Genomic DNA, 23,560 nt, shown 5'->3' with positions numbered 1-23,560 from the left:
TTATATGGTGCCAGTATTCGCGTCATAATGACAATTCATTTCAAAACCCCTTTGCAAGTGGTCTGGTAATGCGCTGTCGACAAATCATTAAGGTGTCCCCATTAACCTATTCAATAAAAGATAGGCGAGATTCGGCAGTTTTCATTAAGATTGCGCCGATTTTTGGGGTATCCGTTACATCTCGCGTGTCGCAAGTTTGCGAAATTCAGTGAAAACCCTGATGCGTATGATTTAGCAATATATAAACTGAATCCCACGTATCAAAAATACGCAAAATGTGTGGACCCGCCGGGAGATTCGCATGGCCGGGATTTACTTCAAGACGCACTGCAAATATCGGCTGGCGGCGCCACGGCGCTGCCGGTTGCCACTCAAGGAGCCTTCATGAGCCCGGGCGAAATCGTTCCGCTCTCATTCGATGGCGGGTTGGTGGCGTTGTCGTTTCTGATCGCGGCCCTGGGTTCCTATGTGGCCCTGTTGGCGGCCGCGGGCATTCGCGCCGAGACTCAGGACGGCGAAATCCGCAAGGGCTATATCGTCATCGGCGCGGTGGCGATGGGCGGAGTGGGTATCTGGGGCATGCACTTCATCGGCATGCTGGCGCAGAACCTGCCCTTTGTGGTCGGCTACCAGATCGGGCTGACGATACTCAGCTTTCTCGTGGCGGCGGGGTTTTCCGGTTGGGCATTCTGGTATGTCGGCCGGGAGCGTTTCTCGTTTGCCCGGTGCCTGATCGGCGGTTGCGCGGCGGGGTTCGGCGTGGCGTCCATGCATTATGTCGGGATGAGTGCCGCGCGCATGCCCGCGGTATTGCTCTGGAATCTGCCGCTGGTGGTTTTTTCGGTGCTGATTGCCGTGGCGGCGGCGACCGCCGCGCTGTGGCTTGCATTTAATACGCAGAATGAACGCCAGCGTATTGGCGCGGCCATCTTGATGGCCGTCGCGGTATGCGGCATGCACTACACGGGCGCGGCGGCTGGCACGGTCATCTGCACCGCGAGGAACGATGCCGCCGGCCGGTATATCGGGGGCGCCATGCTGCCGTATATCGCGTTCGCGCTGTCGATCGTCACCTTGCTGCTCATGCGTTGGCATTTGCAGCGTGCTTCCCAACGTTTTCGCGCGCGCATGGCGCAGCGTATCGACTCGATCATTGAATCGGCGCCTGTCGAGGCGCCGGGCAGGTCCCCCGGCACTTCGGCTGGGCCGGGTTAGCGGGACCCTGGATGCGCGGCGCGCAGAAGGATGCGGCGCGCGGACTGTTCCAGGCTTTCAAGGGCGTGCTCTGCTATTCAGGAGCGGCCCGGTCATCAATCGATGCCCATGGAGCTTGATATGAAAACAATGCTTGCGCAGTTCTGGAATGACGAAGACGGCATTACGGCCCTGGAGTACGGGTTGATCGCGGGGATGGTGGCGGTCGCGCTCATTGTCGCGGTGGGCGCCTTTACCGGTTCCCTGAAAGGCATGTTCGAGGACCTTGGCACCAAGCTGGACAACGCCAAGGCCGGTACGGGCACGACCCCGCCGGCTGGCGGCACCAGCTGAGCGGCAAGCGGATCTGCGCTGCGGTGGCACGCGCCACCGCGGCGCGTCCGCCATCCCGCCTGATGCTTGTTTGAAAGGGGCCGCACCGGCTGCGGCGCGTCTGTCGTCCGATCCGTTCTTCAGAAGGTCTGGCCTTGTACCCAGGGGTGATGCTGTGGTGGCTGTTGTTTACATGCTGGATTCTGGCGCTGATCCACGCCGATCTGCGCCATCGCCGCGTCCCAAACCGGCTGATCGTCATGGGGTTCGCGGCGCAATTGCTATGGCTGCTGGCCGCCGCGCTGGTACCGGGGTGGGCTTATCCGCCGCGCTGGACCGGCTGGTTGCCGACGCTGGCAGGCTTTATGTCGGCGCCGCTTTTCCTGCCGCTTTGGCGCTGGCGCCTGATGGGGGCAGGCGACATCAAGGCCATCGCCGTGCTCGGGCTGCTGCTGGGTTTTGCGCCGCTGATGGTGACGTTGGTGCTGGCCAGCGTGCTGGCCGGGCTGCACAGCCTGGTGGTCGTGGCGGTTTCCGGGGTATGGGCATTGGGCCAACGGGCGCGCCAGATTCCCTACGCCGCATACCTGGGGCTTGGGGCTTTCAGCGCGGCACTTATTCCGTGGAATTCGCCCTGGTATTCGTGGTGTTCTTCCTGGTGTTCTACGGGATCCTGACGTATTCCCTGGTGGTCGCCGCACAGCATTCCGTGACGCTCGCCGCGCAGGACGGCGCGCGCAAGATCCTTCAATGGCAGCCGGGCACCGCATCGCTGGCGGCACGGGCCGAAGCCGGGCGCGATTCGGCGCTGTCGCAGGCCGCATGGATCAGCGCCATGTCCGCGGGGCCGGTGCGGGTCGCCGTTTGCGGCCGCGACGGCGCGCTGACCAGCGCGGCTGGGGGCGCCTGCAGCGGCTTGCCGCTGGCGCAGGATCAGGTCGAAGTCAACGTGTCCTATGCCTATGGCGCGCACCCGCTCATTCCGGCGGTGCCGTTCCTGAACACGGCGCTGATGCCGGCTTCCAGCGTTCTAAGTGCGCGCGCGACGGTGCATCTGGGCGATGCCATGGGCGCAGGAGGCTGACATGCGCTTGTTGCCAAGCCCTTCCAATCGCCCGCCGGCGCGTCGCCGCCAGCGGGGCATCGCGGCGCTGGAATTTTCGTTGACGCTTACGGCGCTGCTGCTCTTCATCTGCGGCGTGGTCGGTTTCGGCGCGCTGTTCTGGATGCAGCAACAGTTGGCCGCCGCAGCCGCCGATGGCGCGCGCGCCGCCGTCCATGCGCGCTTCAGCGGCCAGTCCGATGTGCCGGCCGAGGCGTGCCTGGCCGCGATGCGAACCTTCTCTGCCGGCTCGGCGGTGCTATGCAGCGCCTCGCGCGCGCCGTGCGCCTGGCCGGGGGCGGGGGGCGGACAGGCCGACTGCGCGACCGTCGCCATGACCTACACCACCCAGACCTGGCCGCTGCTGGAAACCGTGCGCCGGCTGGTCACGGCCTTGCCGGGCGCGAACCGCGACTGGCTACCCAGCAGGCTGCATTCGCACGCCGTCGTGCAGATAGCGCAGGAGACGCCATGAGCAGTGTGAGCAGGATCGTCGCGGGGCTGTTGCTGGTGGCGGGCGTGGGGCTTGCCTTCGTGGCCTGGCGGCTGGCTTCGGCGCCTCCCCGCCCGGCGGTCAGCGTGGCGCCGCCCGCGCCGGTGGCGGCGCCGGCCGAGCCCGTCAAGCTGTATCCGGTCGTGGTGGCCCGTGAGGCGATTGCCGCCGGTTCGCGCATCGACAGCACTCGCATGCTGACGGTGGTGCAGTGGCAGGCCGCGTTGTCCGGCGGCTTCACCGACCCCGCCCCGCTCGAGGGCGCGGTGACGAAGGTCGACATTGCCGTGGGCGATCCGATCGTGCCCAGCCTGCTGACGCAGGGCCTGGCGCGCCAGCTCAAGGCAGGCGAGCGCGCCGTTGCCATCGCGGTGGACGAGGTCATCGGCGGCGGCAACCGCATCGTCCCGGGCGACATGGTGGACGTTTTCTTCATGATCGACAAAGGCCCCGAAGTGGCATCAGGCCAGGCGCGACTGTTGCAGTCGCAGGTGCGCGTGCTGGCCTACGGCAGGGCGACCGTGGAAGGGCCGGATGAGAAGGCGGCCCTGCAGCAGGGGGGGCCGGCGCGCACGGCGGTGCTGGCGGTGGCGGTGGACCGTGTCAACGAATTGATGCTGGCCAGCCGCGCGGGCCGCCTGCAATTGGCGCTGCGCCCGGTGGGCGACGACGGCATGCCGGACGCGGCGTTGTTCGCGCCGCGCGGCACGGTGTTGCCGGTGCGTGCCGATCTGACGCCCGCGCAGCGCGAGTCGTTGCGCGCGGGCCCGAACCGCGCCTTTGCCGGCGAGAGCCTGGTGCAGCTGGACGGCACGACGGCGGCCGCCTTGGCGCCTGCCGCGCGCGAGCCCGCAGCGCGGGGCTCGGCGCGTCCGCAAGGTTACGGCCGCGGCCGGACAGTGGAAATCATTCGAGGAGACAAATCCGAGCACGTGCGCTATTGAACGGGGCCGCGGGCGCACCAGGCGCTGCCCGCGGCGGGACGAATTCCATCATCGGGTCCTGCACTATGAAGAAACTTCAGCGCACCACCATGATCTGCCTTCTGTCGGCCGCCGCGGCGTTGACGAATGAAGGCATCAGCCTGGCACAGACCGCGGCGCCCGCGACGGCCGCGACCGCACCGGTCCGTGAGGTTTCCATGGCGGTCAGGGAACAGCAGACCGTCATGCTCGAGCGTGGCGCGCCTACGCGCATTGCCATCGGCGACCCCGACGTCGCGGAGGTCAAGGTGCTGCCCGCCGCGGCCAATCGCGCGGGCGCCGTGCTGCTTTACGGCAAGAAGCCCGGCACCACGCGGCTGCAGGTCTGGACGGCCGGCAATACCGCGCCGCAAATCTGGAACGTGCGCGTGGGCGGCAGCGTGCAAGGCGCACTGGCAAGCCGTGGCCTGGGCGGCGGCGCCAACGTGGACATCGCGGACGGTCACGCCGTCGTGTCCGGTCACGCGGAATCGCCATTGGGGCAGATCGCGTCGTCGGCCATCGCGGCCTCTGCCGTGGGCGGCGACAAGAACGTGGTGGATCTGTCCACCGCCGGCGCCGGCGGGGTGGTGCAGGTGGAAGTGAAGGTGGTGGAAGTGTCGCGTTCGGTGATGAAGGCGGCCGGCATCAACTTCGCGGCCACGAGCGGCCCCTGGAGCGTGGCCAGCTCCACCGTGCCCCCCAGCCTGGGTGGCGCGCTGGCATCCGGATTTTCGCTGTTCTACGACTCGAATAATTTCGCGGCCCGGCTGCGCCTGCTGCAGACCAACGGCATGGCCCGTGTGCTGGCCGAACCCACGCTGGTCGCGCTGACGGGCCAGAGCGCCAGCTTCCTGGCGGGCGGCGAGCTGCCGATTCCGCAAGCGGGCGGGCTGGGCACCGTCAACGTGACCTTCAAGCCCTTCGGCATTGGCCTGACCGTCACCCCGACCGTGCTGTCGCGGGACCGGATTTCGCTGAAGGTGGCGCCCGAGGCCAGCGAGCTGGACTACACCAACGGCATCGCCATCAACACCAGCGCGGACACCAGCACCATCATTCCGGCGCTGCGCACCCGGCGCGCCGACACGATGGTCGAGCTGGGCGATGGCGAAAGCTTCGTGATCAGCGGCCTGGTGTCGCGCCAGACCAAGGCCATGGTCAACAAGGTGCCCATGCTGGGCGACCTGCCGATCATCGGCGCCTTCTTTCGCAGCGTCGACTATTCCCAGGAGGACACCGAGCTGGTCATCGTCGTGACGCCGCGCCTGGTGCGGCCGATCGCGCGTGGCGTGGCGCTGCCATTGCCGGGCGCCCGGCAGGAGCAGACGGATACGGCGTTCAACGCCTGGGGCTATTACCTGACCGGTTCCGCGAGCGGTCAACAGATGCCGGGATTTTCACGGTGACCAATATGAAGACACATGTCAGTGAAGGAGTGGGCCTGCAAAACGGCACGCGGTTCCTGTTTTGTTCCCAGGGCAGCACGATTGCCGCGCAATTGGGGCAGGCGTTGGGCGACCTGGGCGTGCTGACCCAGGAGTCGCCGCGTATCGAGGAACTGGCGCGGCGCCTGACCGAGCTTGCGCCGCAGGTGGTGTTCCTGGATTTTTCGCTCAGCGACGATGAGCCCGGCAAGCTGTTCAAATCTGCCGAACTGGCGCGCCTTCTGGCGCGCATCGCGCCGACGCTGCCGCGTGTGGCGGTGGGGTACGTCAGTCAGCCCGAAGGGGCGATCGCGGCCCTGCGCGCGGGCGCCAGCGATTTCGTCGATCCGTCGGTCGCGCCGCAGGAGGTTCGGGATGTGGTGCGGCGCGTGCTGGACCGCCCGTCGATGGGCCGCATGGATGGCACACGCCGCAGCGTCGTGCTGCTGGGCGCGCGTCCCGGCGTGGGCACCAGCACTTTGGCCGTGCACCTGTCGGGCATGCTGCAGGATCGCCTGAAGGCCGCATACCACCAGCGCGCGGCCAAGGCGTCCCGGCCGCCGGGCGAGCCGCTGCCGTTGTCCAGCCGCGTGGCGCTCATGGACCTGGGCTGGCCCGTCGGCGATTGCCAGCTCTATCTGAACATCGGCGGCGATTTCGATTTTGCCGAGGCGGCGCGCAACCTGCGCCGTCTCGATTCCACGCTGCTCGGATCGGCCATGGCGCATACGTCCAATGGCCTGAGCGTGCTGTCGCTGCCGCGCGATCTCGCGCAGATGCGCGAGGTGTCGCAGTCGGATTCGCTGCTGGTGTTCGAACGCATGCGCCAGCATTTCTCGGTGGTCGTGGCCGACGCCGGCGGGTTCACCAACCCGGAGTTCGTGTCGGGACTGGCGCGCGCCTCTCAGCTGAACTGGATCGTGACTGACCAGAGCGTGGGCGCGCTGGTGTCGCTGGCCGGGCTGCTGCAGGAACTGGAGCAGCTGCACGTGGATCGGGCCAGCCTCGGCCTGATCGTGAACCGCTATGACGAGCGCTACGGCATGACGGCCAGGCAGATCGCCGAACGCTTCAACCTGGAGCTGGTGGGCACGCTGCCGGACCGCACGCTGCCGCTGATGGTGTGCACCAACCGCGGCCATCTGCTGCACGAAGAGGCCGAGCGTGATGTCTACGTGCGCGCGGTGCAGACATTGGCCGAGCGCCTGAGCGCCGAGGAAACCGCGTCCGGCGGACACGCCAGTTGGCTGGCCACCTGGCTTCCAGGCGTGCACCGGCGGATGTTGATCGGCTGACAGGCAAACAGACGCACGGTGACGGGATCCGAGACGATGATGACAGCGACGATAGAGTTCGGCGGCGACGGTGACAAAGGCTTTTCGGCGTCGGACCGCTACCAGGACGTGAAGACGGCGGCATACGAGCACCTGCTGTCCCGCATCGAAGAGCTGGGCGCGGAGTTTGGCCGGTGGACGCGGTCGGCGATCCAGGAGTTCGTGGACATCGAGGTCGCAAGCTTCGTGCGCCTGCGCCGCGTGGCGATCAACGAAAGCGAGATGCGCGCCATCGCCGAGGCTTTGACCAAGGAACTGGCGGGTCTGGGTCCGCTGGAGGACCTGCTGGCGGATCCGGCGGTGGAAGATATCCTGATCAACGGCTACGACAACGTCTTTGTGTCGCGCCGTGGCGTGCTGGCTCGCGAGGCGCTGCGCTTTACCGACAACGCGCATGTCCTGCGCATCGTGCGACGCATCCTGGCCCCGATCGGCCGGCGGCTGGACGAGTCCAGCCCGATGGTGGATGCGCGCCTGCCCGACGGCGGCCGCTTGAACGTGGTAATCGAGCCGCTGGCAGTGGACGGCCCGATGGTGTCGATCCGCAAGTTCCGGCAGGATCCGCTCAAGCCCGCGGACCTGCTGACGCTGGGCACCTTCGACGAGGCGATCTACCGGCTGCTGAACGAGGCGGTCAAGCACCGCTGCAACATCCTGGTGTCGGGGGGGACGAGCTCCGGCAAGACATCGCTCTTGAACGCCCTGGCGTTTTTTATCCCCGAGTCGGAACGCGTGGTGACCGTGGAGGACACCGCGGAACTGTCGCTCAACCATCCGCATGTGGTGCGGCTGGAATCGCGCCAAGGCGGTTTTGACGGCAGCGGCGCCGTCACGATCCGCGAACTGATCCGCAACAGCCTGCGGATGCGGCCGGACCGGGTGGTGGTGGGCGAGGTGCGCGGCGCCGAGGTCATGGACATGCTGCAGGCGATGAACACGGGCCACGAAGGCTCGATGGCGACCATCCACGCGAATTCGCCCCGCGAATGCCTGTATCGCATCGAGATGCTGGCCGGGTTTGCGGGGTTCCAGGGCAGCGAGGACAGCCTGCGCCGCCAGATCGCGAGCGCGCTGGACTTCATCGTGCAGATCGGGCGACTGTCCAACGGCAAGCGCCGCGTGCTGTCGGTGACCGAGGTCACGGGCATGGGCGACAACGTGATTTCCACCCAGGAACTCTATCGCCACGATGCCGTCGCGACGCCCGAGGGCGAGGAGCGGGATCGCTGGAACTGGCTGGGCATCCACCCGCATACGCCCAAGCTTGCGAAGCTGCGCAGCGAGGCGCAGGCCCAGGACAGCGGGCCGGACGACCGCGATGGCGCGGGCGGCGGCTTCTGGAGCAGGAGGCGCTGATGCAGGACGTTTTCGCGCTTGCCAGCCTGGCCGCGCTGCTGGCTGCCGGCGCGGTGCTGCTGTGGCGCCATGCCGACCGCAGCGCCCGCCGCGCGGCCAGCTCCGCCTTCCTGGAAAGCCAACTGGCGCGGGGCCGCGAAGCGGCTTCCGGCGACGCGCCGTTTGCCGAGAACGCGCGCGAGTTCCGCAGCGGCCACGCCGGCTGGGACCGTCTGCTGCGCCTGGCCGGTCTACGGCAAAGCGCCGGCCTGTATCTGCGCATCGCGCTGCCCATTGCGGCAGGAGCGGCGCTGGCATGGCTACTGCTGGGACCGCTGTCGGGCGCGGTGACGCTCGTGCTGCTGACCGTGTTTGCCTACTTCCTGTTGTGGCTGCGGGCCGACAAGCGCCAGCGCCGGATGATTTCGCAGCTGCCTGCCTTCCTGGACAACATCGTGCGCCTGTTGACCATCGGCAACAGCATCGCCGCTGCCTTCCGGACCGCGGCCGCGGCCACCGATGAGCCCCTGCGCGAAGTGGTGGAAACGGCCGCCAGCCTGAGCAGCTCCAAGGAATTGGACGCGGCGCTGGCGCACGTGTCGCGTCTCTATGGCCTGAAGGAGCTGTACATGATCGCGGCGGTCGTGTCGCTGGCGATGCGCTTTGGCGGCCGCAGCGACCAGGTGCTGGAACGCATGGCGGCCTTCATGCGCGACGTGGCGCAGGCGCGCAATGAACTGAGCGCCAGTTCGGCCGAGGTGCGGCTGTCGGCGTGGATCCTGGCGCTGCTGCCCGTCGGCGTCGCCGGGTTCATCATCGTGGCCAACAACAACCTGTTCATGGGCCTGTGGGAAGACCCGCAGGGCTTCAAGATGCTGCTGACGGCGGTCTGCCTGCAGATCGGCGGCTGCTATTGGCTGTATCGCATGGCCAAGGCCATCTGAGGAGGCGCCGCATGGACATCCTGCAATCCTGGAACGCGTCTACCGTGCTGGCGATGGCGCTGATGCTGGTGGCGGCCGGGCTGGTGGTGCTGGGCCTGGGCATGGCGCGGCGACTGCGTAGCCAGGACCGCAGCCGCCAGGTGGTGGATCAGGCACTGGCAGCGCGAGCGGGCGGGGCGCCCGCTGCGACGCGTGAAGATGGGCAGGGCAGGCTGGCTGCGGCGGCGCGGATGGCCGATACCGTTGGCAAACGCCTCGCCGAGGGCCGCCTTGCGGATGCGCTGTTGGCCGCCGAGGACCGCAAGCTGGTCGACATGGCCGGTTATGCGCGGCCCGCCACGGCGCGTTCGCGCTTCGTCCTGATCCGGATCGGGCTGGCGCTGCTGCTGCCCGCCGCGGTCATCCTGCTGGACCTGCACAAGCAGTTGCCGGCGATTCCTCTACGTGCCGTTGTGGCGGCGTTCGTGGCGTTCGCGTTGGGCTACATGTTGCCCAAATGGGTGGTGCAACGGCGTCTTGCGCGCCGCCGCCGGCAGGCGGCCGACGAGCTGCCCTTGCTGATCGATCTGCTGCGTCTTTTGCAAGGCGTGGGGTTGTCCATCGATCAGAGCCTTCAGGTGCTGGTCAAGGAATTCGGCCAGGTGTTGCCGGTGCTGTCGTCGGAACTGCGCCTGGCCTCGGAGCTCTATGTACGCGGCCGCACGCGCGAGCAGTCGCTGGCCAGGATGGCCACGGGTTTCGACAACGACGACCTGTCCGCGATCTGCCGTCTCATCGCGCAGGTGGACCAGCACGGGGGCGCGGTACAGGAGCCCCTGAACCGGTTCGGCGAACGCCTGCGCGACAAGCGGCGTCTGGAGCTGAAAGAAAAGGTGGGCAAGACCACGGTCAAGATGACCGGCGTCATGATCGTGACGCTGCTTCCCGCCCTGTTGATCGTGACGGGCGGCGCGGGATTTATCGCGGTGTTGCGCGGCTTGTCGCGCATGGGAGGGATGTGATGGACGGCGGAACGAATATCCGGTCGCGCGCGGCGCGTTGCGGGCTTGCTGCCTCGGTGCTGGTCATCGGCGCAGGCTTGAGCGGATGCCAGACCAACAAGACGGAATCGGCCTGGCAATTGATTCAGCAACAGCAGCAGGAACAGGCGCTGATGCGGCAGAAGGAAGACGAAGCCGAGAATCGCCGCCGGCCCAAGGAGCCGGAAATGATGCTGTCGCTGATCGTCGAAGCGCAACGCCAGGAGCGCTACTTCGCTTCGCTCGCGTATATCGACGGCTTCGAGCAGAAGTTCGGCAAGGATCCGCGTGTGGCGGTCCTGCGCGCCGAGGCGCTGCGCCAGACGGGCCAGGCAGCCTTGAGCGAGCAGGCCTACCGTGCGCTGACCGCGACCGACCGGGCGGCCGAAGGCTGGCATGGGCTGGGCCTGATCGCCGGTGCGCGCGGGCAGTTCGATCAGGCGGCCGACTACCTCGGGCGGGCGGCGCGGCTGTCGCCGATGGACGCGCGGATCCTGGGCGACCTGGGCTACGCGCGTCTGCGGGCGGGCGATCCGGCGGGCGCACGCGTGCCGCTGGGGCAGGCGGCGGAACTGACGCCGGAAAGCGGCAAGGTGCTGGCGAACCTGGCAGTGCTGCTGCTGGTGGAAGGCGATGCGCTGCGCGCGCAGCAGGTGATGGACCGCGCGCAACTGGGCGAGCAAGCGCGCGGGCAGGTGCTGCAACTGGCCGCGCAGATCCGCGGCCAGCTCGCGCCGGTTGCGGCCCAGGCGTCGCCCACGCGAGTGTCCGCAGGCGAGCAGGCCGTCCTGCCGATGATGAGCCCGCTGATGGAAGGGTTGGGCAATGGTCCCATCGTGCGATAACCGCTTGTCAAGGAACTCCGTCATGACGCGTCCGATTTCCCTCGCCGCTTTCGTTCTGGCCAGCGCCTGCGCGGCGCTGGCGCCGTTCACCGCAATCGCGCAAGCAAATGCCCCACTGACGGGCAGCATGTCGGCCGTGCCGGCTTCTGCGTCGGCAGCCGTGGCAGCGACGTCCACGATGCCGGACCGGCCGGTGGTGCAGCAGGTGCAGACGCCGTTGCCGCCCGCAGTGCCGCCATCAACGGCGTCTTCCGCGTCGGCGGCGACAGTGGAGTCACCCACCCCGGCCCGGCAGGAGGCCTTCGGCGACGTGACGCGCGGCCTGCTGGCGGCGCAGGCCGACGGCCGGCGCGCGGGCAATGCCTTGCCCATCCTGGGGCCAGTGTCCACGGCGGCGTGGAACCGTTATCTGGAAAGTTTCAAGCAGCCCATTCCCGTGTGGTTCGACCGCAACGTGGAAATCCCGAACGTTCAATAGGAATGGCCCGCGGTTCGTTCCCGCCGCAGGCCAAGACGGAGTCGCAAGCGCATGTCAGCCGGCCATCCTCGACCTTGCCCGCCGCCGCGGCAACGCGGCAGCATGACCGTGGCCGCCGTGTTCGCGGTGCTGGTCGCGGCGGTGTTGCTGGGCGTGCTGCAGCTGGGCTATGGCGCCTACATGAAGCGCGAGATGCAGAAGGCGGCGGATCTGGCGGCGCTGTCGGCGGTGCAGGTCCTGAACCTGGGCGCCAGCGCCGATTGCACCCGGGCCGCCGCCGCGGGCCGCGCGTCCGCGCTGGCCAATCTGCCGAACATCCTGGACACCTTTTCGGAATCGGACCTCACGGTGACATGCCAGGTTTGGGATCCGGCGCGATCGGACGCCACCGGCATGCATGTGTTCGAGGCGGCGGGCGGGCAGGCCTACAACGCGGTGCGCGTCACGGTGCGCAAACAGCTGGCCAATCTAGTTCCCGGCGTGGGCGGGGTCACGGCGTCGGCGGCGGCGGTAGCGACGCGCACGCCGCCCGTGGCGGCCTTCACGGTCGGTTCCCGGCTGCTGCGTCTGGAACGCGGCGGCCTGCTGTCGCAACTGCTGGCCACGGCCGGCGCCTCGCCGTCGCAGCTGGACGTCCTGGACGCCGCGGGACTGGCCAACGTGGCCATCACGCCCGCCGGCCTGCTGGAGGCATTGGGCCTGCCGCTGTCGGCCGCAACCGGCGTGGGCACACCCGAACAGCTCGCCGCGCTAAACGCCTTGACGCTGGGCCAGTTGCTGAGCGCGACACTCAGCGTCATCGACAAGCAGGGCACGGCCAGCGCCGACGTCGCGCTGCTGCGCAACGCCATCAATACGGTCCTCGCCCTGATGCCGCTGAATCTGCCCGTGAAGCTGCTCGGCGACGGCGGCGTACTGGATCTGCATGTCGTGGGCAGCGACGCCAGCGCGGCGCTGCAAGCCGAGGTCAACGCGCGCAACCTTCTCGAAACCGCGCTGGTCATCGCCAACGGCAGCAATCTCATCAACCTGGGATTGAGCGTGCCGCTGCTGGGCCTGGATGCGCGCGTGCGCATCGTGGAACCGCCCTCCCTGGGCGTGGGCGGCGTGGGCACGCAGGCGGTGAGCGCCGGGCTGCGCGTGTATCTGCGCGTCAATACCAGCAATATTCCGCTCGTCGGGCCGTTGCTGGCAAGCACCCTGAACACGCAGGTGGACCTGCCCATCATCATCGGCGTGGCGCAGTCCACCGGCGCGCTGCGCCAGCTGTGCCAGGCGCCGCTCAAGGAAAACCAGGCGGTGATCGACGTGACCTCGGCCGCTGCCAGCGTGTGCCTTGGGCGCTTTCCCGGCATGACGTCCGCCACCGATGCCAGCGCCGCGAATTTCCAGTCGCTCACGAATCGCTGCGAGCCCAGCGCTTTCGGGGCCATTGGCCGCCATCAGGTCCTGAACGTGCTGGGCATCCTGCCGCTGACGGCGCGGGTGACGCTGCCGGTGTTCGGGTCGTCCGCGCCGGTGCCGGTCACGCTGACTGCGCCGCCGTCGCCCGACGCCACCGCCACGGTCAACGCCAGCAGCGTGGATCTGTCCAAGCTGGCTGCCAACCTGTCGGACGCGCTCATCGGCGGCATCCTGGGCGACCTTTTCAATACTGGCACGCCGCTCACCGACACGCAGCGCAAGGACCTGGCAACCCAGTTGGTGGGCGGCGACAAGAACAACGCGGGCAAGACGATTTCCAAAGTCGTCAACGACATGCAGTGGTCCAAGACCGCGATGGACCAGTTGGGTGCGCGCCTCACGACAGGCGGCCTGACCGGGGTGTTGGGCGGCACGCTGCAACTGGTGGGCGGCATCCTGAATTCGTTGCTGCTGGCCCCCTTGAGCGACGTGACGTGCGCCCTGGCGCTGACGCCCGACGCGATCCGGCAGTGCCGGGTCGACGCGGTCGGCACGCTCGCCCTGAACGGCAGCGGTCAGGTTGGCGGCGTGCTGTCGGTGGTCATGGTGCTGCTGGACCCGTTGCTCGGTTCGCTCTCGAACGTACTGCAGCAGTTGCTCGGCGTGTTGGGCCTGAGCGTGGGCCAGACCGACGTTTCCCTGATCTCCGTGGATTGCGGCAAGCCCCGCCTGGTGTACTGATGACGACGTGCCTGACTTTCGTTCCCTTCTTTCCCGCATGGACCAAGCGATGAGCGAGACTTTCGCGCACGAAGCGTTCGACGTGTACGTCTGGGAAGGCGCCTCCGACATTGCCAGCCGCGCCGAGCGCTGCCTGGCAGGCATGGACGTGTCGCTGGTGCGCGCCGACGCCGGCACGGCGTTTCCGCCGCCGCGCGACGCGACCCGGCGCGCGGTGGCGCTGGTGTCCGTATCGGTGATGGGCGACAAGCGCTTCAACGGCTATGACTGGCTGGCGGCGCAAGGGATGCCGGTCATCTGGGTGGCCGCGGAAGCGCGCGGACGGGATCCGCGCTTCTACCCGCCGGAATATTCGTACACGCTGCCGTTGACCTTCACCAGTGCGGATCTGCGCAAGCTGCTGGTCGAATTGCTGGGCACGCTGAACCGGCTGGACCGCACCGCGCCCCGTCGCGAGCAGCCGCTGGTGGCGGTGTCTGCGGCCATGCAGGAGCTGCTGGCCGAAGCGCAGATCTATGCGGACTGCCGCAGCAACGTGTTGGTTCACGGCGAAACCGGCGTGGGCAAGGAACGCATCGCGCGCCTGCTGCATGACGAGGCCGCTTGGCGCGACGGCCCCTTCGTCGCGGTCAATTGCGGGGCGATCCCCGAAGGCCTTTTCGAAGCGCATTTTTTCGGCCACGCCAAGGGCGCGTTCACCGGCGCGATCGGCGCGCACAAGGGCTATTTCGAGCAGGCCCAGGGCGGAACGTTATTTCTGGACGAGATCGGCGATCTGCCGCTGTATCAGCAAGTCAAGCTCTTGCGCGTGCTGGAGCAGAACACGGTGACGCGGCTGGGCGCGACGGCCGAGGTGCCGGTGGACTTCCGGCTGGTCGCGGCCACCAACAAGGATCTGCGGGGGCTGGTGGGGCAGGGCGAATTCCGTGCTGACCTGTATTACCGGCTGGCGGTCATCGAGCTGCGCATTCCCAATCTGGAACAGCGCGGCCCGCACGAGAAGGGCGCTATCTTTCGTGCCTTGCTGCTGAACCAGGGCGTAAAGGACGAGCCGCCGTCCTGGCTGCTGGAACGCGTCGCGCGCACGCGCTTCGAGGGCAACGTGCGCGAACTTTCGAATGTCGCCGAGCGCGTCGCCATCGTGCGGCGCCAGTTTCAGGCGTGGGATCCGTCGCGGATCGAGCGCATCTTCGATCAGCTGGACCAGCCGCTGCGGCCAGCCGGCGCTCCGGCCCGGACCGAACCCGCCGCATTCACCGACGCGGAGCGCGCCGAACGCGAACGCGTGCTGGCTGCGCTGGATGCCAATGGATGGCGGCGCCAGGACACCGCACACACGCTGGGCATCAGCCGCAAGGTGCTGTGGGAAAAAATGCGCAAGCTTCAGCTGGGGGGCGCCCAAGGCGAATCCGCCGAAGGCGTCGCCGGGACGGTATGAACACCGCAATAGGGAATGGCCCGCACCAGGCCACAATTTGCTTTGCGGAAAACGCGGCTACTGCGCTGCGCTCAGAAATAAATTGATATAGTGCCGCAACCAATTTTTTGGGGGAAACATGAACGTCCAAGTTATCCGAGGCGCCGCCCGCATGGTGTTGTTGGGCACGTCCCTGTCGGGTCTGGCCGCGTGCGCCAGCGCCCAACCGCAAGCGCCCCGTCCCACGGTGAAGCAGGTCGAGGACACGCAGGCGCCCGCCACGCCGGTAACTCCCCCCGCGCCGCCGCAGGCCGCGCGTCCCGCCTCCACGCTGTCCGAGCTGCAAGCATTGATCCAGAGCCGGCAGGTGTCGGAACTGCGCACGGCCTACAACGGTACCTACGGCGCCAGCCTGCTGTTCAAGCCGGATGACCTGACCTATTACGTGGCCCTGTTCCAGCAGAAGGACTTCTGGCGGGTGGTCAAGACCAAGTCGGACAAGCAGGCCGAGGCGACCTACCGCGCCTTCGTCGCCCAGTCCGCCGAGCTGGCCGAGGTGGACATCAAGCGCATCAAGATGCAGGCCGAGAATGCGCATGCCGAGAAGCTGCTGGCCAGCCGCAGCGCCGAGCTGAGCGCCCTGCAGGCCGACCGCACGGCGCGCCTGCAGCAGGAAGAGCAGGTCGCCGCCCGCCAGGCGCAATCGCGCGAGGAGGCGTCGGCGCTCGCGGGGCAGCAGAAGGACGTGCGTCAGCAATTGCGCGACTTGCAACGCCAGATCGACGCCTTGCAGGCGCAGCAGGCGCAGGTAGGCAACACGCCAGCGCAAAACCGGGGCAAGTAAATGCTGCGCGCCTTGTACTTTGGGCGCGGCACCCCATATAGACGCCATGGCACTGAAAGTTTTTGACCTCGAGTGCGACCACAGCCACGTTTTTGAAGGCTGGTTCGGGTCGCACGAAGACTACGATGCGCAGCAGGCGCGTGGCCTCGTCACGTGTCCGGTCTGCGGGTCGGCCACTATCACCAAGCGCCTGTCCGCGCCCCGCCTGAACGTCGCGCACCTGCATGCGCCTGCCGCTCAGCCCCTGGTGCCGCCCGGCGCGTCCGACGCCGAAAAGATGGCTGCCTTGCAGGCCGCCGTCATGCGTCAGGTGCGGGCGCTGGTGCGCAGCACCGAAAACGTCGGCCCGCGCTTTGCCGAAGAAGCGCGCCGCATCCACGAAGGCGATGCCGACGACCGCCCGATCCGGGGCACCGCCACCGTCGAAGAACGCGAAGCCCTGGCCGAAGACGGCATTGAAGTCATGGCCGTGCCCGACTTCCTGGACGACGAACGGCTGCAGTAATAAAAAAGCCAGACCGCAAGGTCTGGCTTTTTGACGCTGGGCCGGATCAGTTGTTGACGCGGCTGCGGTATTCGTTCGTGCGGGTGTCGATTTCGATCTTGTCGCCGATGGCGCAGAACAGCGGCACGTTCAGTTCGTAGCCGGTGTTGATCTTGGCCGGCTTGGTCACCTTGCCCGACGTATCGCCACGGACGGCGGGTTCGGTGTAGGTGATTTCGCGCACGAGCGTGGTGGGCAGTTCAACCGAGATGGCGCGGCCGTCGTAGAAGACCACTTCCACGGGCATCGCTTCTTCCAGGTAGTTCAGGGCGTCGCCCATGCTTTCGGCTTCGATTTCGTACTGGTTGTACTCTTCGTCCATGAAGACGTACATCGGGTCGCCGAAGTAGGAATACGTGCATTCCTTGCGATCCAGTTGAACGACTTCGAACTTTTCGTCGGCCTTGTAGACCGATTCGCTGGCCGAGGCGGTCAGCAGGTTCTTGAACTTCAGCTTGACGACGGCGGCGTTACGGCCCGACTTGTTGTATTCGGCCTTCTGGACCACGAGGGGATCCTTGCCGACCATGACCACGTTGCCGACTCGCAATTCCTGAGCGGTTTTCATCGATAAAACTCCGGGGGTGATGGGTGCACTCGCCGTGCTTGCATAAGCCGCATCAGGCTTTTGCACACCCCGGGAGGCGTCATAGTTGAGGCCCGACACATTCAGGGCGACTCAGAAAACTCTCTATTCTAGCGTTTCTTGGCCAACTCTGCGCAAAATGCGGCCAGATTTTCCGCCAGACCGGGTAGCGCGGACTGGCTGGCGTTCCAGGCGTGCGCCGCGTCCACCCATGCCGGCCAGGCGTCGGGCGCCAGCGCAGCCGTGATGGCCGGGGCCGTGCGGCCTGGTTCGGACTGGTTCCAGGCGCGGATCAGCGCGTGGGCGGATTCGGGGGCCGGATAGCGTGCCAGCCAGGCCTCCAGTTTTTCCAGATGGACGTTTTCGTCCTGCGGATAGATCTGCCATACCAGCGGGCGCGCGGCCCAGGCGGCTCGCACGAAGGAATCTTCGCCGCGCACGAAATTGAGGTCGGCGCACCACAGCAGGCGGTCGTAATCGGGCTGGGCCAGAAAGGGCAGGCGGACGACGCGTGGCGATCCTGCCGTCTGGCAGGCGGCTTCCAGCGCCGGCGCGACGCCTTGCGGAACCAGCAGCAGGGTGGGACGCGCCTCGGCCGCCAGCGCCTGCGCCAGTTCACCCGCCGGCGCGGACGGGTAGCAGAACAGGGATACGGTACGGGCGCCATCGCGCCGCAGGGCGAGCGCATCGTCCGGCACCCCGGCCGATCGCAGGAAGGCCTCTTGCAAGCCGGCCGACCCTTGCAGCGCTTCGCGTTCCGCGGCCAGGGCCGGCTCGCGCAGCAGGCCGCCGGTGGCGGCAGTGAAGCCGGGGAAGAAAAAGTGCTTCACCAGACCGTCCGGCCGCTGCGACGGCAGGCCGTGGCAGCTTTCGACCCAGGCCTCGGCGCTCAGGTATTCCAGGTTGATCCAGACGGGATGGGTGCGGCGCATGGACGCGATGAACGCCGCGGGCGGGTCGCACGCGAACGCTTCGATCACGACGTCGCGCGCCTGCAGCGCGGCGTCGGGCGTTTCCGGCCAGTGCACGATATCGACGCCCGCCAGTTGCTGGCGCGCGGCGCCCGGCACGATGCCGGGCTGGATGTGCGCGAAACTGGTCAGGTCATCGACCCACAGGCGGACATCCCAGTGGAAATCGCGCGCAAGCTGGCGCGCCAGGCGCCAGCACACGCCGATGTCGCCGTAGTTGTCGACGACCCGGCAGAAGATGTCCGCTTGCATGGCTGGCCTAGTGGAACTGGGCGGGCGCGGCCTCGGCGTCCTCGGGCAGCTCGGCATGCACCAGTTCGCCCAGGGGATTGGGGAAGTAGGGCGCGCCGCAGTCCTCGCAGTATTCGGGCGGGAGCACGCCGGGGATGCGGCGCACGTCGGTCACGCCGTATTCCTTCAGCAGCGCCGCGATCTCGTCGACCACGTCGGGCTGGCCCTCGTCCATGACCAGGTCTTCCTCGCGGCCGTACAGCGGCCAGACGCAGCCGTAGTACACGTCGTTGCTGTTGCGCGCGGTAAAGCCGATGCGGTATTCGTCGATGCGGCCTTCGCCGCAGCCGGCCACGACCGCCCGCAATTGCGCGGCTTCAAGGTTGACGGCGCCTTCCAGCCAGCTGACCGCCGCGCGCAGCGACAGCGGACGAACCTGGCGATCGGCTTCGCGGTTGCTGACGTAGTAGGCATCGGGCAGCAGGGCTTCAAAACCGCAGCCGGGCAGCAGCGCGGCCAGCGTGGGCTGCGCTTGCGCCGCCCATTGCGCCAGGCACGCATCGCGGCTGGCGTCGGCATCGCCCACGTGTTCCTGCCAGCGGAAGATCGGCTCGCCCTCGGGCACGGCCACCGTGCCGACGATATAGCGCGTGTCGGCCAGCATGTTGGCCGTTTCGGTGTCGGTATTGAGCGCCGGCTTGGTGGTTTCGGCGCCCAGCGCTTGTGCGCCCAGGCGTTGCAGCCACTGCCAGGTCTCGGAGAACGTGCGCGGCATCTGGTCCACGCTGACCAGCATGGGCATCAGCGCGGTGCGCGCGTTGCTGGAAAGGACGTGCCCATGAAGCTGCGCCAGCAGGGCCTGCTGCGCGCTGGCGGAAATCGGGCCGGTCGGAATGGCATAGCGGGTCCAGGCGACGATGGGCGCGACGATCAGCAGTACGTCGTACCGGACGCCGTTTTTCTCGATCTTCATCGATTCGGACAGGGTTTCGGCCTGTTCGATCAGGACCTCGTAGGCGCCTACGTCGCTTTGGGCAAGGTGGTCCAGCGCCGCTTCAAGCGGCGCATCCTGACCGGCCTTGAGCAGCTTCGGGATCGCTTCGCCAAGCTGGGTCTCCCAAAAGACGTCTTCGACGCGGCTGCCCGAGCGATTCAGCGACTGGGCAAGCGCGACCAGCCGGGTGGCGTCACGGGTCATGCGGGGAGCGGATTGGCTGCGGGATCGGGCCATAACTTCGGGGGACGTCCATTCAGTGTGTAACGACGTAGTTTAACGCCCGGCACTCGCGGCGGGGGCGCGAGGTTCGCCCTGCGCCGGACGCCGCCGGGGCGGCCGGCGGGATCCGCAGGAAGACGGATTGATGCTGATCGGGCAACAGACAATCCCCATGAAGGGGGTTTATTGCGCATTTGAATCGGCTGACAATGTGAGCATCGTTAATTGCTTCTGGAGGCATCGCCATGCGTTGGCCTACGCTTTTCGTTTCCCACGGTTCTCCCATGCTGGCCGTCGAGCCCGGCCGGACCGGCCCCGCGCTGGCCGATTGGAGCGCCGCGCAGGGCCGCAAGCCGCGCGGCATTCTGGTGGTTTCGCCGCACTGGATGGGCGAAGGCCTGGCGCTGTCGACCCGTGACCAGCAGGTTGCCTGGCACGATTTTGGCGGATTCCCGGCCGAGCTCTATGCGCTGCAATACGCCGCGCCCGGATCGCCCGAACTGGCCGCGCGCGTGCAGGCGCTGCTGGCGGAATCGGGCATCACCGCCGACCGCGATCCGCGCCGTCCGCTGGACCACGGCGCCTGGGTGCCGCTGCGCTACCTGTATCCAGACGTGGACGTGCCCGTCGTGCAACTGTCGCTGGACATGGGCCGCGACGCGGCCGGCCAGATGGAACTGGGCCGCGCGCTGACGCGCCTGCGCGACGAAGACATCCTGATCATTGGCTCGGGGTCGCTGACGCACAACCTGCGCCACGTCCGCATGCCGCAGAACGCGCCCGCGGCGGACTATGTGCCGGGATTTCAAGCGTGGTACGCCGACAAGCTGGCGCACCACGACGTGCCCGCGCTGCTGGACTGGCAGGCGCAGGCGCCCGGCGCGATGCAGGCGCACCCGCACGACGACCACCTGATGCCGCTGTACGTGGCGCTGGGCGCGGGCGGAGAAAAGGCAAAGCGCCTGAACGACGAAGTGTCGTATGGCGCGCTGGCGATGGACGCCTATCAGTTCGATTAAATATGACCAGGTGTCTGACACCCGCTGAGGCAAAGCGGCAAGCCCAAGACCATCTCCGGAGGGTGTCAGACACCTGCCGAATCATGACCAGGTGTTTGACACCCGCTGAAAAATAGCGGCAAGCCCAAGGCCATCTCCGGGGGGCGTCAGACACCTGCCGAATCATGACGCCGGGCCAATGAAAAACGCCCCGGAACCGCAAGGTCCCGGGGCGTTCTGCAGAAGAATTGCCGCCCCGCCGCCCGGCCGCCCGAAGGCGGGGCCGCCCCCTTGGGGGGCAGCAAGCGAGCGAAGCGAGTGCGGCGTGGGGGCCTTTTACGCCGCCAGCAGTTGGCGCAACACGAACGGCAGGATGCCTCCGTGCTGGTAGTAATCCACCTCGATCGGCGTATCGATACGCAGCAGCACGGTCACGTCCTGCTTGGAACCGTCCTTGCGCGTGATCGTCAGCGTCACGTCCTGCATCGGCTTGATGCCGTTTTCCAGGCCGGAGATGTCGTACGTTTCTTCACCCGTGATGCCCAGCGATTGCACGCTGTCGTTACCCTTGAACTGCAGGGGCAGCACGCCCATGCCCACCAGGTTGCTGCGGTGGATGCGTTCGAAGCTGCGGGTGATGACCGCCTTGACGCCCAGCAGCTGGGTGCCCTTGGCGGCCCAGTCGCGCGACGAGCCGGTGCCGTACTCTTCGCCGCCGAACACCACGGTGGGCGTGCCGGCTGCGACGTACTTCATGGCGGCGTCATAGATCGACATCTGTTCGCCGGTGGGCTGGAACAGCGTTTCGCCGCCTTCGAAGCGGCTGCCGTCGGGCAGCGCCGGAATCATGAGGTTCTTGATCCGCACGTTGGCGAACGTGCCGCGCATCATGATTTCGTGGTTGCCGCGGCGCGAGCCGTAGCTGTTGAAGTCGGCCTTCATGACGCCGTGTTCCTTCAGCCACTTGCCCGCGGGCGAGCTTTCCTTGATGGAACCGGCGGGCGAGATGTGGTCGGTGGTGACCGAATCGCCAAACACCCCCAGCGCGCGCGCACCCTTGACCGTGGGCATCGCGCCCGGGGTCATGCCGAAGCCCTCGAAGAAGGGCGGCTCGGCGATGTAGGTGGAATCGGGCCAGTTGTAGGTGTCGCCGGTGACGCCCTTGATGTTTTCCCAGAGCTTGCCGGGATTGCTCTTGACCTGGCCGTAGTTGGCTTCGAAGGCCTCCGGGTCCAGCGCGTACTTGAGCAGCGCGTCGATTTCCTCGGTGGTCGGCCAGATGTTGCCCAGCCACACGTCGCCGTTCTTGCCGCGGCCCACCGGCTCGGTCATCAGGTCGCGCGTCACGGTGCCGGCCAGCGCATAGGCCACGACCAGCGGGGGCGAGGCCAGGAAGTTGGCCTTGATGTTCGGGTGAATGCGCGCCTCGAAGTTGCGGTTGCCCGAGAGCACGGCCGAACACACCAGGTCGTTGCTGGTGATGGCTTCGTTCAAGTCCGGGGTCAGGTCGCCGGCGTTGCCGATGCAGGTCGTGCAGCCGTAGGCGGCCACGTCGAACCCGAGCTTTTCCAGGTAGGGCAAGAGGCCCGTCTTGGTCAGGTATTCGGTGACGACGCGGGATCCGGGGGCGAGCGAGGTCTTGATGTGCTTGGGCACGGTCAGGCCGGCTTCCACGGCCTTTTTGGCCAACAGACCCGCCGCCAGCAGCACGCTGGGGTTGGACGTGTTGGTGCAGGACGTGATGGCCGCGATCAGGATGTCGCCGTTCTTGATCTTGGTGCCGGCGGTGGTCGTGAAGGTCTGGTCGAGCTTTTCGGCGGGCTGGTTGAAGCCGTTTTCGGCCACCGGCTTGGAGAACAGGTCGATGAACGTGTTCTTGACGTTGCCGATTTCGATGCGGTCTTGCGGGCGCTTCGGGCCCGCCAGCGACGGCGCGACGGTGGACAGGTCCAGCGTCAGCAGCTTGGTGAAATTGATGTCCTTGGACGCGGGCACGCCGAACATCTTCTGCGCCTTGAAATAGGCCTCGAAGGCGGCGATTTCCTCTTCGGTGCGGCCGGTGCCGCGGAAGTAGTCGATGGTGCGTTCGTCGACCGGGAAAAAGCCCATGGTGGCGCCGTATTCCGGCGCCATGTTGCCGATGGTGGCGCGTTCGGCCACGGTCAGGCTGGCGGTGCCTTCGCCGCAGAATTCGACGAACTTGCCCACCACCTTTTCACGGCGGAGCATTTCGGTGATGGTCAGCACCAGGTCGGTGGCGGTGACGCCGCCGCGCAGCTGGCCCTTGAGCTCGACGCCCACCACGTCCGGCGTCAGGAAGTACACGGGCTGGCCCAGCATGCCGGCTTCGGCCTCGATGCCGCCCACGCCCCAGCCGACCACGCCGATGCCGTTGATCATCGTGGTGTGGCTGTCGGTGCCCACCAGCGAGTCGGGGTAATAGACGTTATTTTTCTTGTCCTGGTGCACGCCGCGCGCCAGGTATTCCAGGTTGACCTGGTGGACGATGCCAAAGCCCGGGGGCACGACGCCAAAGGTGTCGAACGCCTGCATGCCCCACTTCATGAACTGGTAGCGCTCTTGATTGCGCTTGAACTCCAGCTTCATGTTCAAGTCCAGCGCGTTTTTGGTGCCGAAGTAGTCGATCATGACCGAGTGGTCCACCACCAGGTCCACGGGCACCAGGGGCTCGATGCTCTTGGGGCTCTTGCCCATCTTGTCGGCAACCGAACGCATGGCGGCGATATCGGCCAGCAGCGGCACGCCGGTGAAGTCCTGCAGCACGACGCGGGCGACCACAAACGGAATTTCATCTTCGCGCTTGGCGTTGGCTTGCCAGTTGGCCAGTTGACGGACGTGTTCTTCGGTAACCTTCTTGCCGTCGCAGTTGCGCAGCACGGATTCCAGCACGATGCGGATGGAGACCGGCAGCCGCTGCACATCGATGCCAAGCGACTTGCCCAGCGCCGGCAGCGAATAGAACTGACAGGACTTGTTGCCGATCTTGAAATTCTTGAGTGTGTCTAGGGTGTTGTGCGGCATGATGGACTCCGTGGTTTTGCCCAGGCTGAAGGCGGCATTTTCAGGCGTTTCGGCGAGTTTGTCATTGTCTCTTGGACAAGTTGGCCGAGGGTCTATATCT

Annotated in this window: 22 protein-coding genes; 18 read left to right on the top strand and 4 right to left on the bottom strand. The window is 66.9% G+C overall.

What is annotated here, in order from left to right:
* The first annotated feature begins 384 nt into the window (after positions 1-384).
* The 17 genes from LN047_RS18085 to LN047_RS18005 all read left to right on the top strand — a co-directional run bounded on the left by LN047_RS18085 (position 385) and on the right by LN047_RS18005 (position 16,377).
* Positions 385-1,215, top strand: a complete 831-nt coding sequence (locus LN047_RS18085; protein ID WP_373979776.1) for an MHYT domain-containing protein — start codon at positions 385-387, stop codon at positions 1,213-1,215.
* A 120-nt stretch (positions 1,216-1,335) separates the two neighbouring features.
* The gene (locus tag LN047_RS18080) at positions 1,336-1,548 is read left to right on the top strand and encodes a Flp family type IVb pilin (protein WP_128827498.1); all 213 of its coding nucleotides are present in this window, start codon (positions 1,336-1,338) and stop codon (positions 1,546-1,548) included.
* A 149-nt stretch (positions 1,549-1,697) separates the two neighbouring features.
* Entirely contained in the window at positions 1,698-2,204 is a 507-nt protein-coding gene (locus LN047_RS18075; RefSeq protein ID WP_373979775.1) for a prepilin peptidase, read from the top strand.
* Positions 2,150-2,611 (top strand): TadE/TadG family type IV pilus assembly protein, encoded by a 462-nt coding sequence (locus tag LN047_RS18070; protein WP_373979773.1) that lies wholly within the window; start codon positions 2,150-2,152, stop codon positions 2,609-2,611. Before LN047_RS18075 ends, LN047_RS18070 begins: the two co-directional genes overlap by 55 nt.
* Position 2,612: 1 nt before the next feature.
* Positions 2,613-3,104: a TadE/TadG family type IV pilus assembly protein gene (locus LN047_RS18065; protein ID WP_373979772.1), complete on the top strand. Its 492-nt coding sequence runs from the start codon at positions 2,613-2,615 to the stop codon at positions 3,102-3,104.
* A complete protein-coding gene (gene cpaB, locus LN047_RS18060) occupies positions 3,101-4,066 on the top strand; it encodes a Flp pilus assembly protein CpaB (protein ID WP_373979771.1) in 966 nt (321 codons plus the stop codon). The genes LN047_RS18065 and cpaB overlap by 4 nt, the downstream gene beginning before the upstream one ends.
* A 65-nt stretch (positions 4,067-4,131) precedes the next feature.
* Positions 4,132-5,493: a type II and III secretion system protein family protein gene (locus LN047_RS18055; protein ID WP_373979770.1), complete on the top strand. Its 1,362-nt coding sequence runs from the start codon at positions 4,132-4,134 to the stop codon at positions 5,491-5,493.
* The gene (locus LN047_RS18050) at positions 5,490-6,806 is read left to right on the top strand and encodes a pilus assembly protein CpaE (protein ID WP_373979769.1); all 1,317 of its coding nucleotides are present in this window, start codon (positions 5,490-5,492) and stop codon (positions 6,804-6,806) included. Before LN047_RS18055 ends, LN047_RS18050 begins: the two co-directional genes overlap by 4 nt.
* Positions 6,807-6,845: 39 nt before the next feature.
* Positions 6,846-8,201 (top strand): CpaF family protein, encoded by a 1,356-nt coding sequence (locus LN047_RS18045; protein WP_373979768.1) that lies wholly within the window; start codon positions 6,846-6,848, stop codon positions 8,199-8,201.
* Entirely contained in the window at positions 8,201-9,124 is a 924-nt protein-coding gene (locus LN047_RS18040) for a type II secretion system F family protein (protein ID WP_338615882.1), read from the top strand. The genes LN047_RS18045 and LN047_RS18040 overlap by 1 nt, the downstream gene beginning before the upstream one ends.
* 11 nt (positions 9,125-9,135) lie before the next feature.
* Positions 9,136-10,125 carry a type II secretion system F family protein gene (locus LN047_RS18035; RefSeq protein WP_373979767.1) on the top strand — a complete coding sequence of 330 codons (990 nt, stop codon included), beginning with the start codon at positions 9,136-9,138 and terminating at the stop codon, positions 10,123-10,125.
* On the top strand, positions 10,125-10,988 hold the full coding sequence (locus LN047_RS18030) for a tetratricopeptide repeat protein (protein WP_373979766.1): 864 nt from the start codon (positions 10,125-10,127) through the stop codon (positions 10,986-10,988). The genes LN047_RS18035 and LN047_RS18030 overlap by 1 nt, the downstream gene beginning before the upstream one ends.
* Before the next feature lie 22 nt (positions 10,989-11,010).
* Positions 11,011-11,466 carry a DUF3613 domain-containing protein gene (locus LN047_RS18025; RefSeq protein ID WP_373979765.1) on the top strand — a complete coding sequence of 152 codons (456 nt, stop codon included), beginning with the start codon at positions 11,011-11,013 and terminating at the stop codon, positions 11,464-11,466.
* A gap of 102 nt (positions 11,467-11,568) precedes the next feature.
* A complete protein-coding gene (locus LN047_RS18020) occupies positions 11,569-13,611 on the top strand; it encodes a TadG family pilus assembly protein (protein ID WP_373979764.1) in 2,043 nt (680 codons plus the stop codon).
* Positions 13,612-13,660: 49 nt separating this feature from the next.
* Positions 13,661-15,049 carry a sigma 54-interacting transcriptional regulator gene (locus LN047_RS18015; RefSeq protein WP_373979763.1) on the top strand — a complete coding sequence of 463 codons (1,389 nt, stop codon included), beginning with the start codon at positions 13,661-13,663 and terminating at the stop codon, positions 15,047-15,049.
* A 118-nt stretch (positions 15,050-15,167) separates the two neighbouring features.
* Entirely contained in the window at positions 15,168-15,872 is a 705-nt protein-coding gene (locus LN047_RS18010; RefSeq protein WP_373979762.1) for a DUF2968 domain-containing protein, read from the top strand.
* Positions 15,873-15,918: 46 nt separating this feature from the next.
* On the top strand, positions 15,919-16,377 hold the full coding sequence (locus LN047_RS18005; protein ID WP_175235458.1) for a DUF1178 family protein: 459 nt from the start codon (positions 15,919-15,921) through the stop codon (positions 16,375-16,377).
* A gap of 46 nt (positions 16,378-16,423) precedes the next feature.
* Here LN047_RS18005 and efp read toward each other — a convergent pair whose 3' ends face one another.
* The 3 genes from efp to LN047_RS17990 all read right to left on the bottom strand — a co-directional run bounded on the left by efp (position 16,424) and on the right by LN047_RS17990 (position 19,435).
* Positions 16,424-16,984 carry an elongation factor P gene (efp, locus tag LN047_RS18000; RefSeq protein ID WP_006225610.1) on the bottom strand — a complete coding sequence of 187 codons (561 nt, stop codon included), beginning with the start codon at positions 16,982-16,984 and terminating at the stop codon, positions 16,424-16,426.
* 128 nt (positions 16,985-17,112) lie between these two features.
* Positions 17,113-18,225: an elongation factor P maturation arginine rhamnosyltransferase EarP gene (gene earP / locus LN047_RS17995; RefSeq protein WP_373979761.1), complete on the bottom strand. Its 1,113-nt coding sequence runs from the start codon at positions 18,223-18,225 to the stop codon at positions 17,113-17,115.
* Between the two features lie 7 nt (positions 18,226-18,232).
* Complete coding sequence (locus tag LN047_RS17990) at positions 18,233-19,435, bottom strand: DUF2863 family protein (RefSeq protein WP_152384947.1); 1,203 nt, start codon at positions 19,433-19,435, stop codon at positions 18,233-18,235.
* Between the two features lie 230 nt (positions 19,436-19,665).
* Here LN047_RS17990 and LN047_RS17985 point away from each other — a divergent pair, with 230 nt between their 5' ends.
* Entirely contained in the window at positions 19,666-20,439 is a 774-nt protein-coding gene (locus LN047_RS17985; protein ID WP_226846342.1) for a class III extradiol ring-cleavage dioxygenase, read from the top strand.
* A 315-nt stretch (positions 20,440-20,754) separates the two neighbouring features.
* Here LN047_RS17985 and acnA read toward each other — a convergent pair whose 3' ends face one another.
* A complete protein-coding gene (gene acnA, locus LN047_RS17980) occupies positions 20,755-23,460 on the bottom strand; it encodes an aconitate hydratase AcnA (RefSeq protein WP_373979760.1) in 2,706 nt (901 codons plus the stop codon).
* Positions 23,461-23,560 lie beyond the last annotated feature (100 nt).

This window comes from Achromobacter sp. JD417, from assembly GCF_041879325.1.
GTDB classification, from domain to species: domain Bacteria; phylum Pseudomonadota; class Gammaproteobacteria; order Burkholderiales; family Burkholderiaceae_B; genus Achromobacter; species Achromobacter mucicolens.
The sequence above is the reverse complement of the archived record's forward strand: the minus strand, read 5'-3'. Positions and strand labels throughout refer to the sequence as shown.

What these genes read in the sequence shown, in the direction of transcription:
- LN047_RS18030 (WP_373979766.1), top strand. Translation starts at nt 10,125, where the DNA reads ATGGACGGCGGAACGAATATCCGGTCGCGCGCGGCGCGTTGCGGGCTT.
- LN047_RS18005 (WP_175235458.1), top strand. Translation starts at nt 15,919, where the DNA reads ATGGCACTGAAAGTTTTTGACCTCGAGTGCGACCACAGCCACGTTTTT.
- LN047_RS17985 (WP_226846342.1), top strand. Translation starts at nt 19,666, where the DNA reads ATGCGTTGGCCTACGCTTTTCGTTTCCCACGGTTCTCCCATGCTGGCC.
- LN047_RS18045 (WP_373979768.1), top strand. Translation starts at nt 6,846, where the DNA reads ATGACAGCGACGATAGAGTTCGGCGGCGACGGTGACAAAGGCTTTTCG.
- acnA (WP_373979760.1), bottom strand. Translation starts at nt 23,460, where the DNA reads ATGCCGCACAACACCCTAGACACACTCAAGAATTTCAAGATCGGCAAC.
- LN047_RS18075 (WP_373979775.1), top strand. Translation starts at nt 1,698, where the DNA reads ATGCTGTGGTGGCTGTTGTTTACATGCTGGATTCTGGCGCTGATCCAC.
- LN047_RS18040 (WP_338615882.1), top strand. Translation starts at nt 8,201, where the DNA reads ATGCAGGACGTTTTCGCGCTTGCCAGCCTGGCCGCGCTGCTGGCTGCC.
- LN047_RS17990 (WP_152384947.1), bottom strand. Translation starts at nt 19,435, where the DNA reads ATGGCCCGATCCCGCAGCCAATCCGCTCCCCGCATGACCCGTGACGCC.
- earP (WP_373979761.1), bottom strand. Translation starts at nt 18,225, where the DNA reads ATGCAAGCGGACATCTTCTGCCGGGTCGTCGACAACTACGGCGACATC.
- LN047_RS18080 (WP_128827498.1), top strand. Translation starts at nt 1,336, where the DNA reads ATGAAAACAATGCTTGCGCAGTTCTGGAATGACGAAGACGGCATTACG.
- LN047_RS18085 (WP_373979776.1), top strand. Translation starts at nt 385, where the DNA reads ATGAGCCCGGGCGAAATCGTTCCGCTCTCATTCGATGGCGGGTTGGTG.
- LN047_RS18035 (WP_373979767.1), top strand. Translation starts at nt 9,136, where the DNA reads ATGGACATCCTGCAATCCTGGAACGCGTCTACCGTGCTGGCGATGGCG.
- LN047_RS18025 (WP_373979765.1), top strand. Translation starts at nt 11,011, where the DNA reads ATGACGCGTCCGATTTCCCTCGCCGCTTTCGTTCTGGCCAGCGCCTGC.
- LN047_RS18010 (WP_373979762.1), top strand. Translation starts at nt 15,168, where the DNA reads ATGAACGTCCAAGTTATCCGAGGCGCCGCCCGCATGGTGTTGTTGGGC.
- cpaB (WP_373979771.1), top strand. Translation starts at nt 3,101, where the DNA reads ATGAGCAGTGTGAGCAGGATCGTCGCGGGGCTGTTGCTGGTGGCGGGC.
- LN047_RS18015 (WP_373979763.1), top strand. Translation starts at nt 13,661, where the DNA reads ATGAGCGAGACTTTCGCGCACGAAGCGTTCGACGTGTACGTCTGGGAA.
- LN047_RS18055 (WP_373979770.1), top strand. Translation starts at nt 4,132, where the DNA reads ATGAAGAAACTTCAGCGCACCACCATGATCTGCCTTCTGTCGGCCGCC.
- LN047_RS18065 (WP_373979772.1), top strand. Translation starts at nt 2,613, where the DNA reads ATGCGCTTGTTGCCAAGCCCTTCCAATCGCCCGCCGGCGCGTCGCCGC.
- efp (WP_006225610.1), bottom strand. Translation starts at nt 16,984, where the DNA reads ATGAAAACCGCTCAGGAATTGCGAGTCGGCAACGTGGTCATGGTCGGC.
- LN047_RS18020 (WP_373979764.1), top strand. Translation starts at nt 11,569, where the DNA reads ATGACCGTGGCCGCCGTGTTCGCGGTGCTGGTCGCGGCGGTGTTGCTG.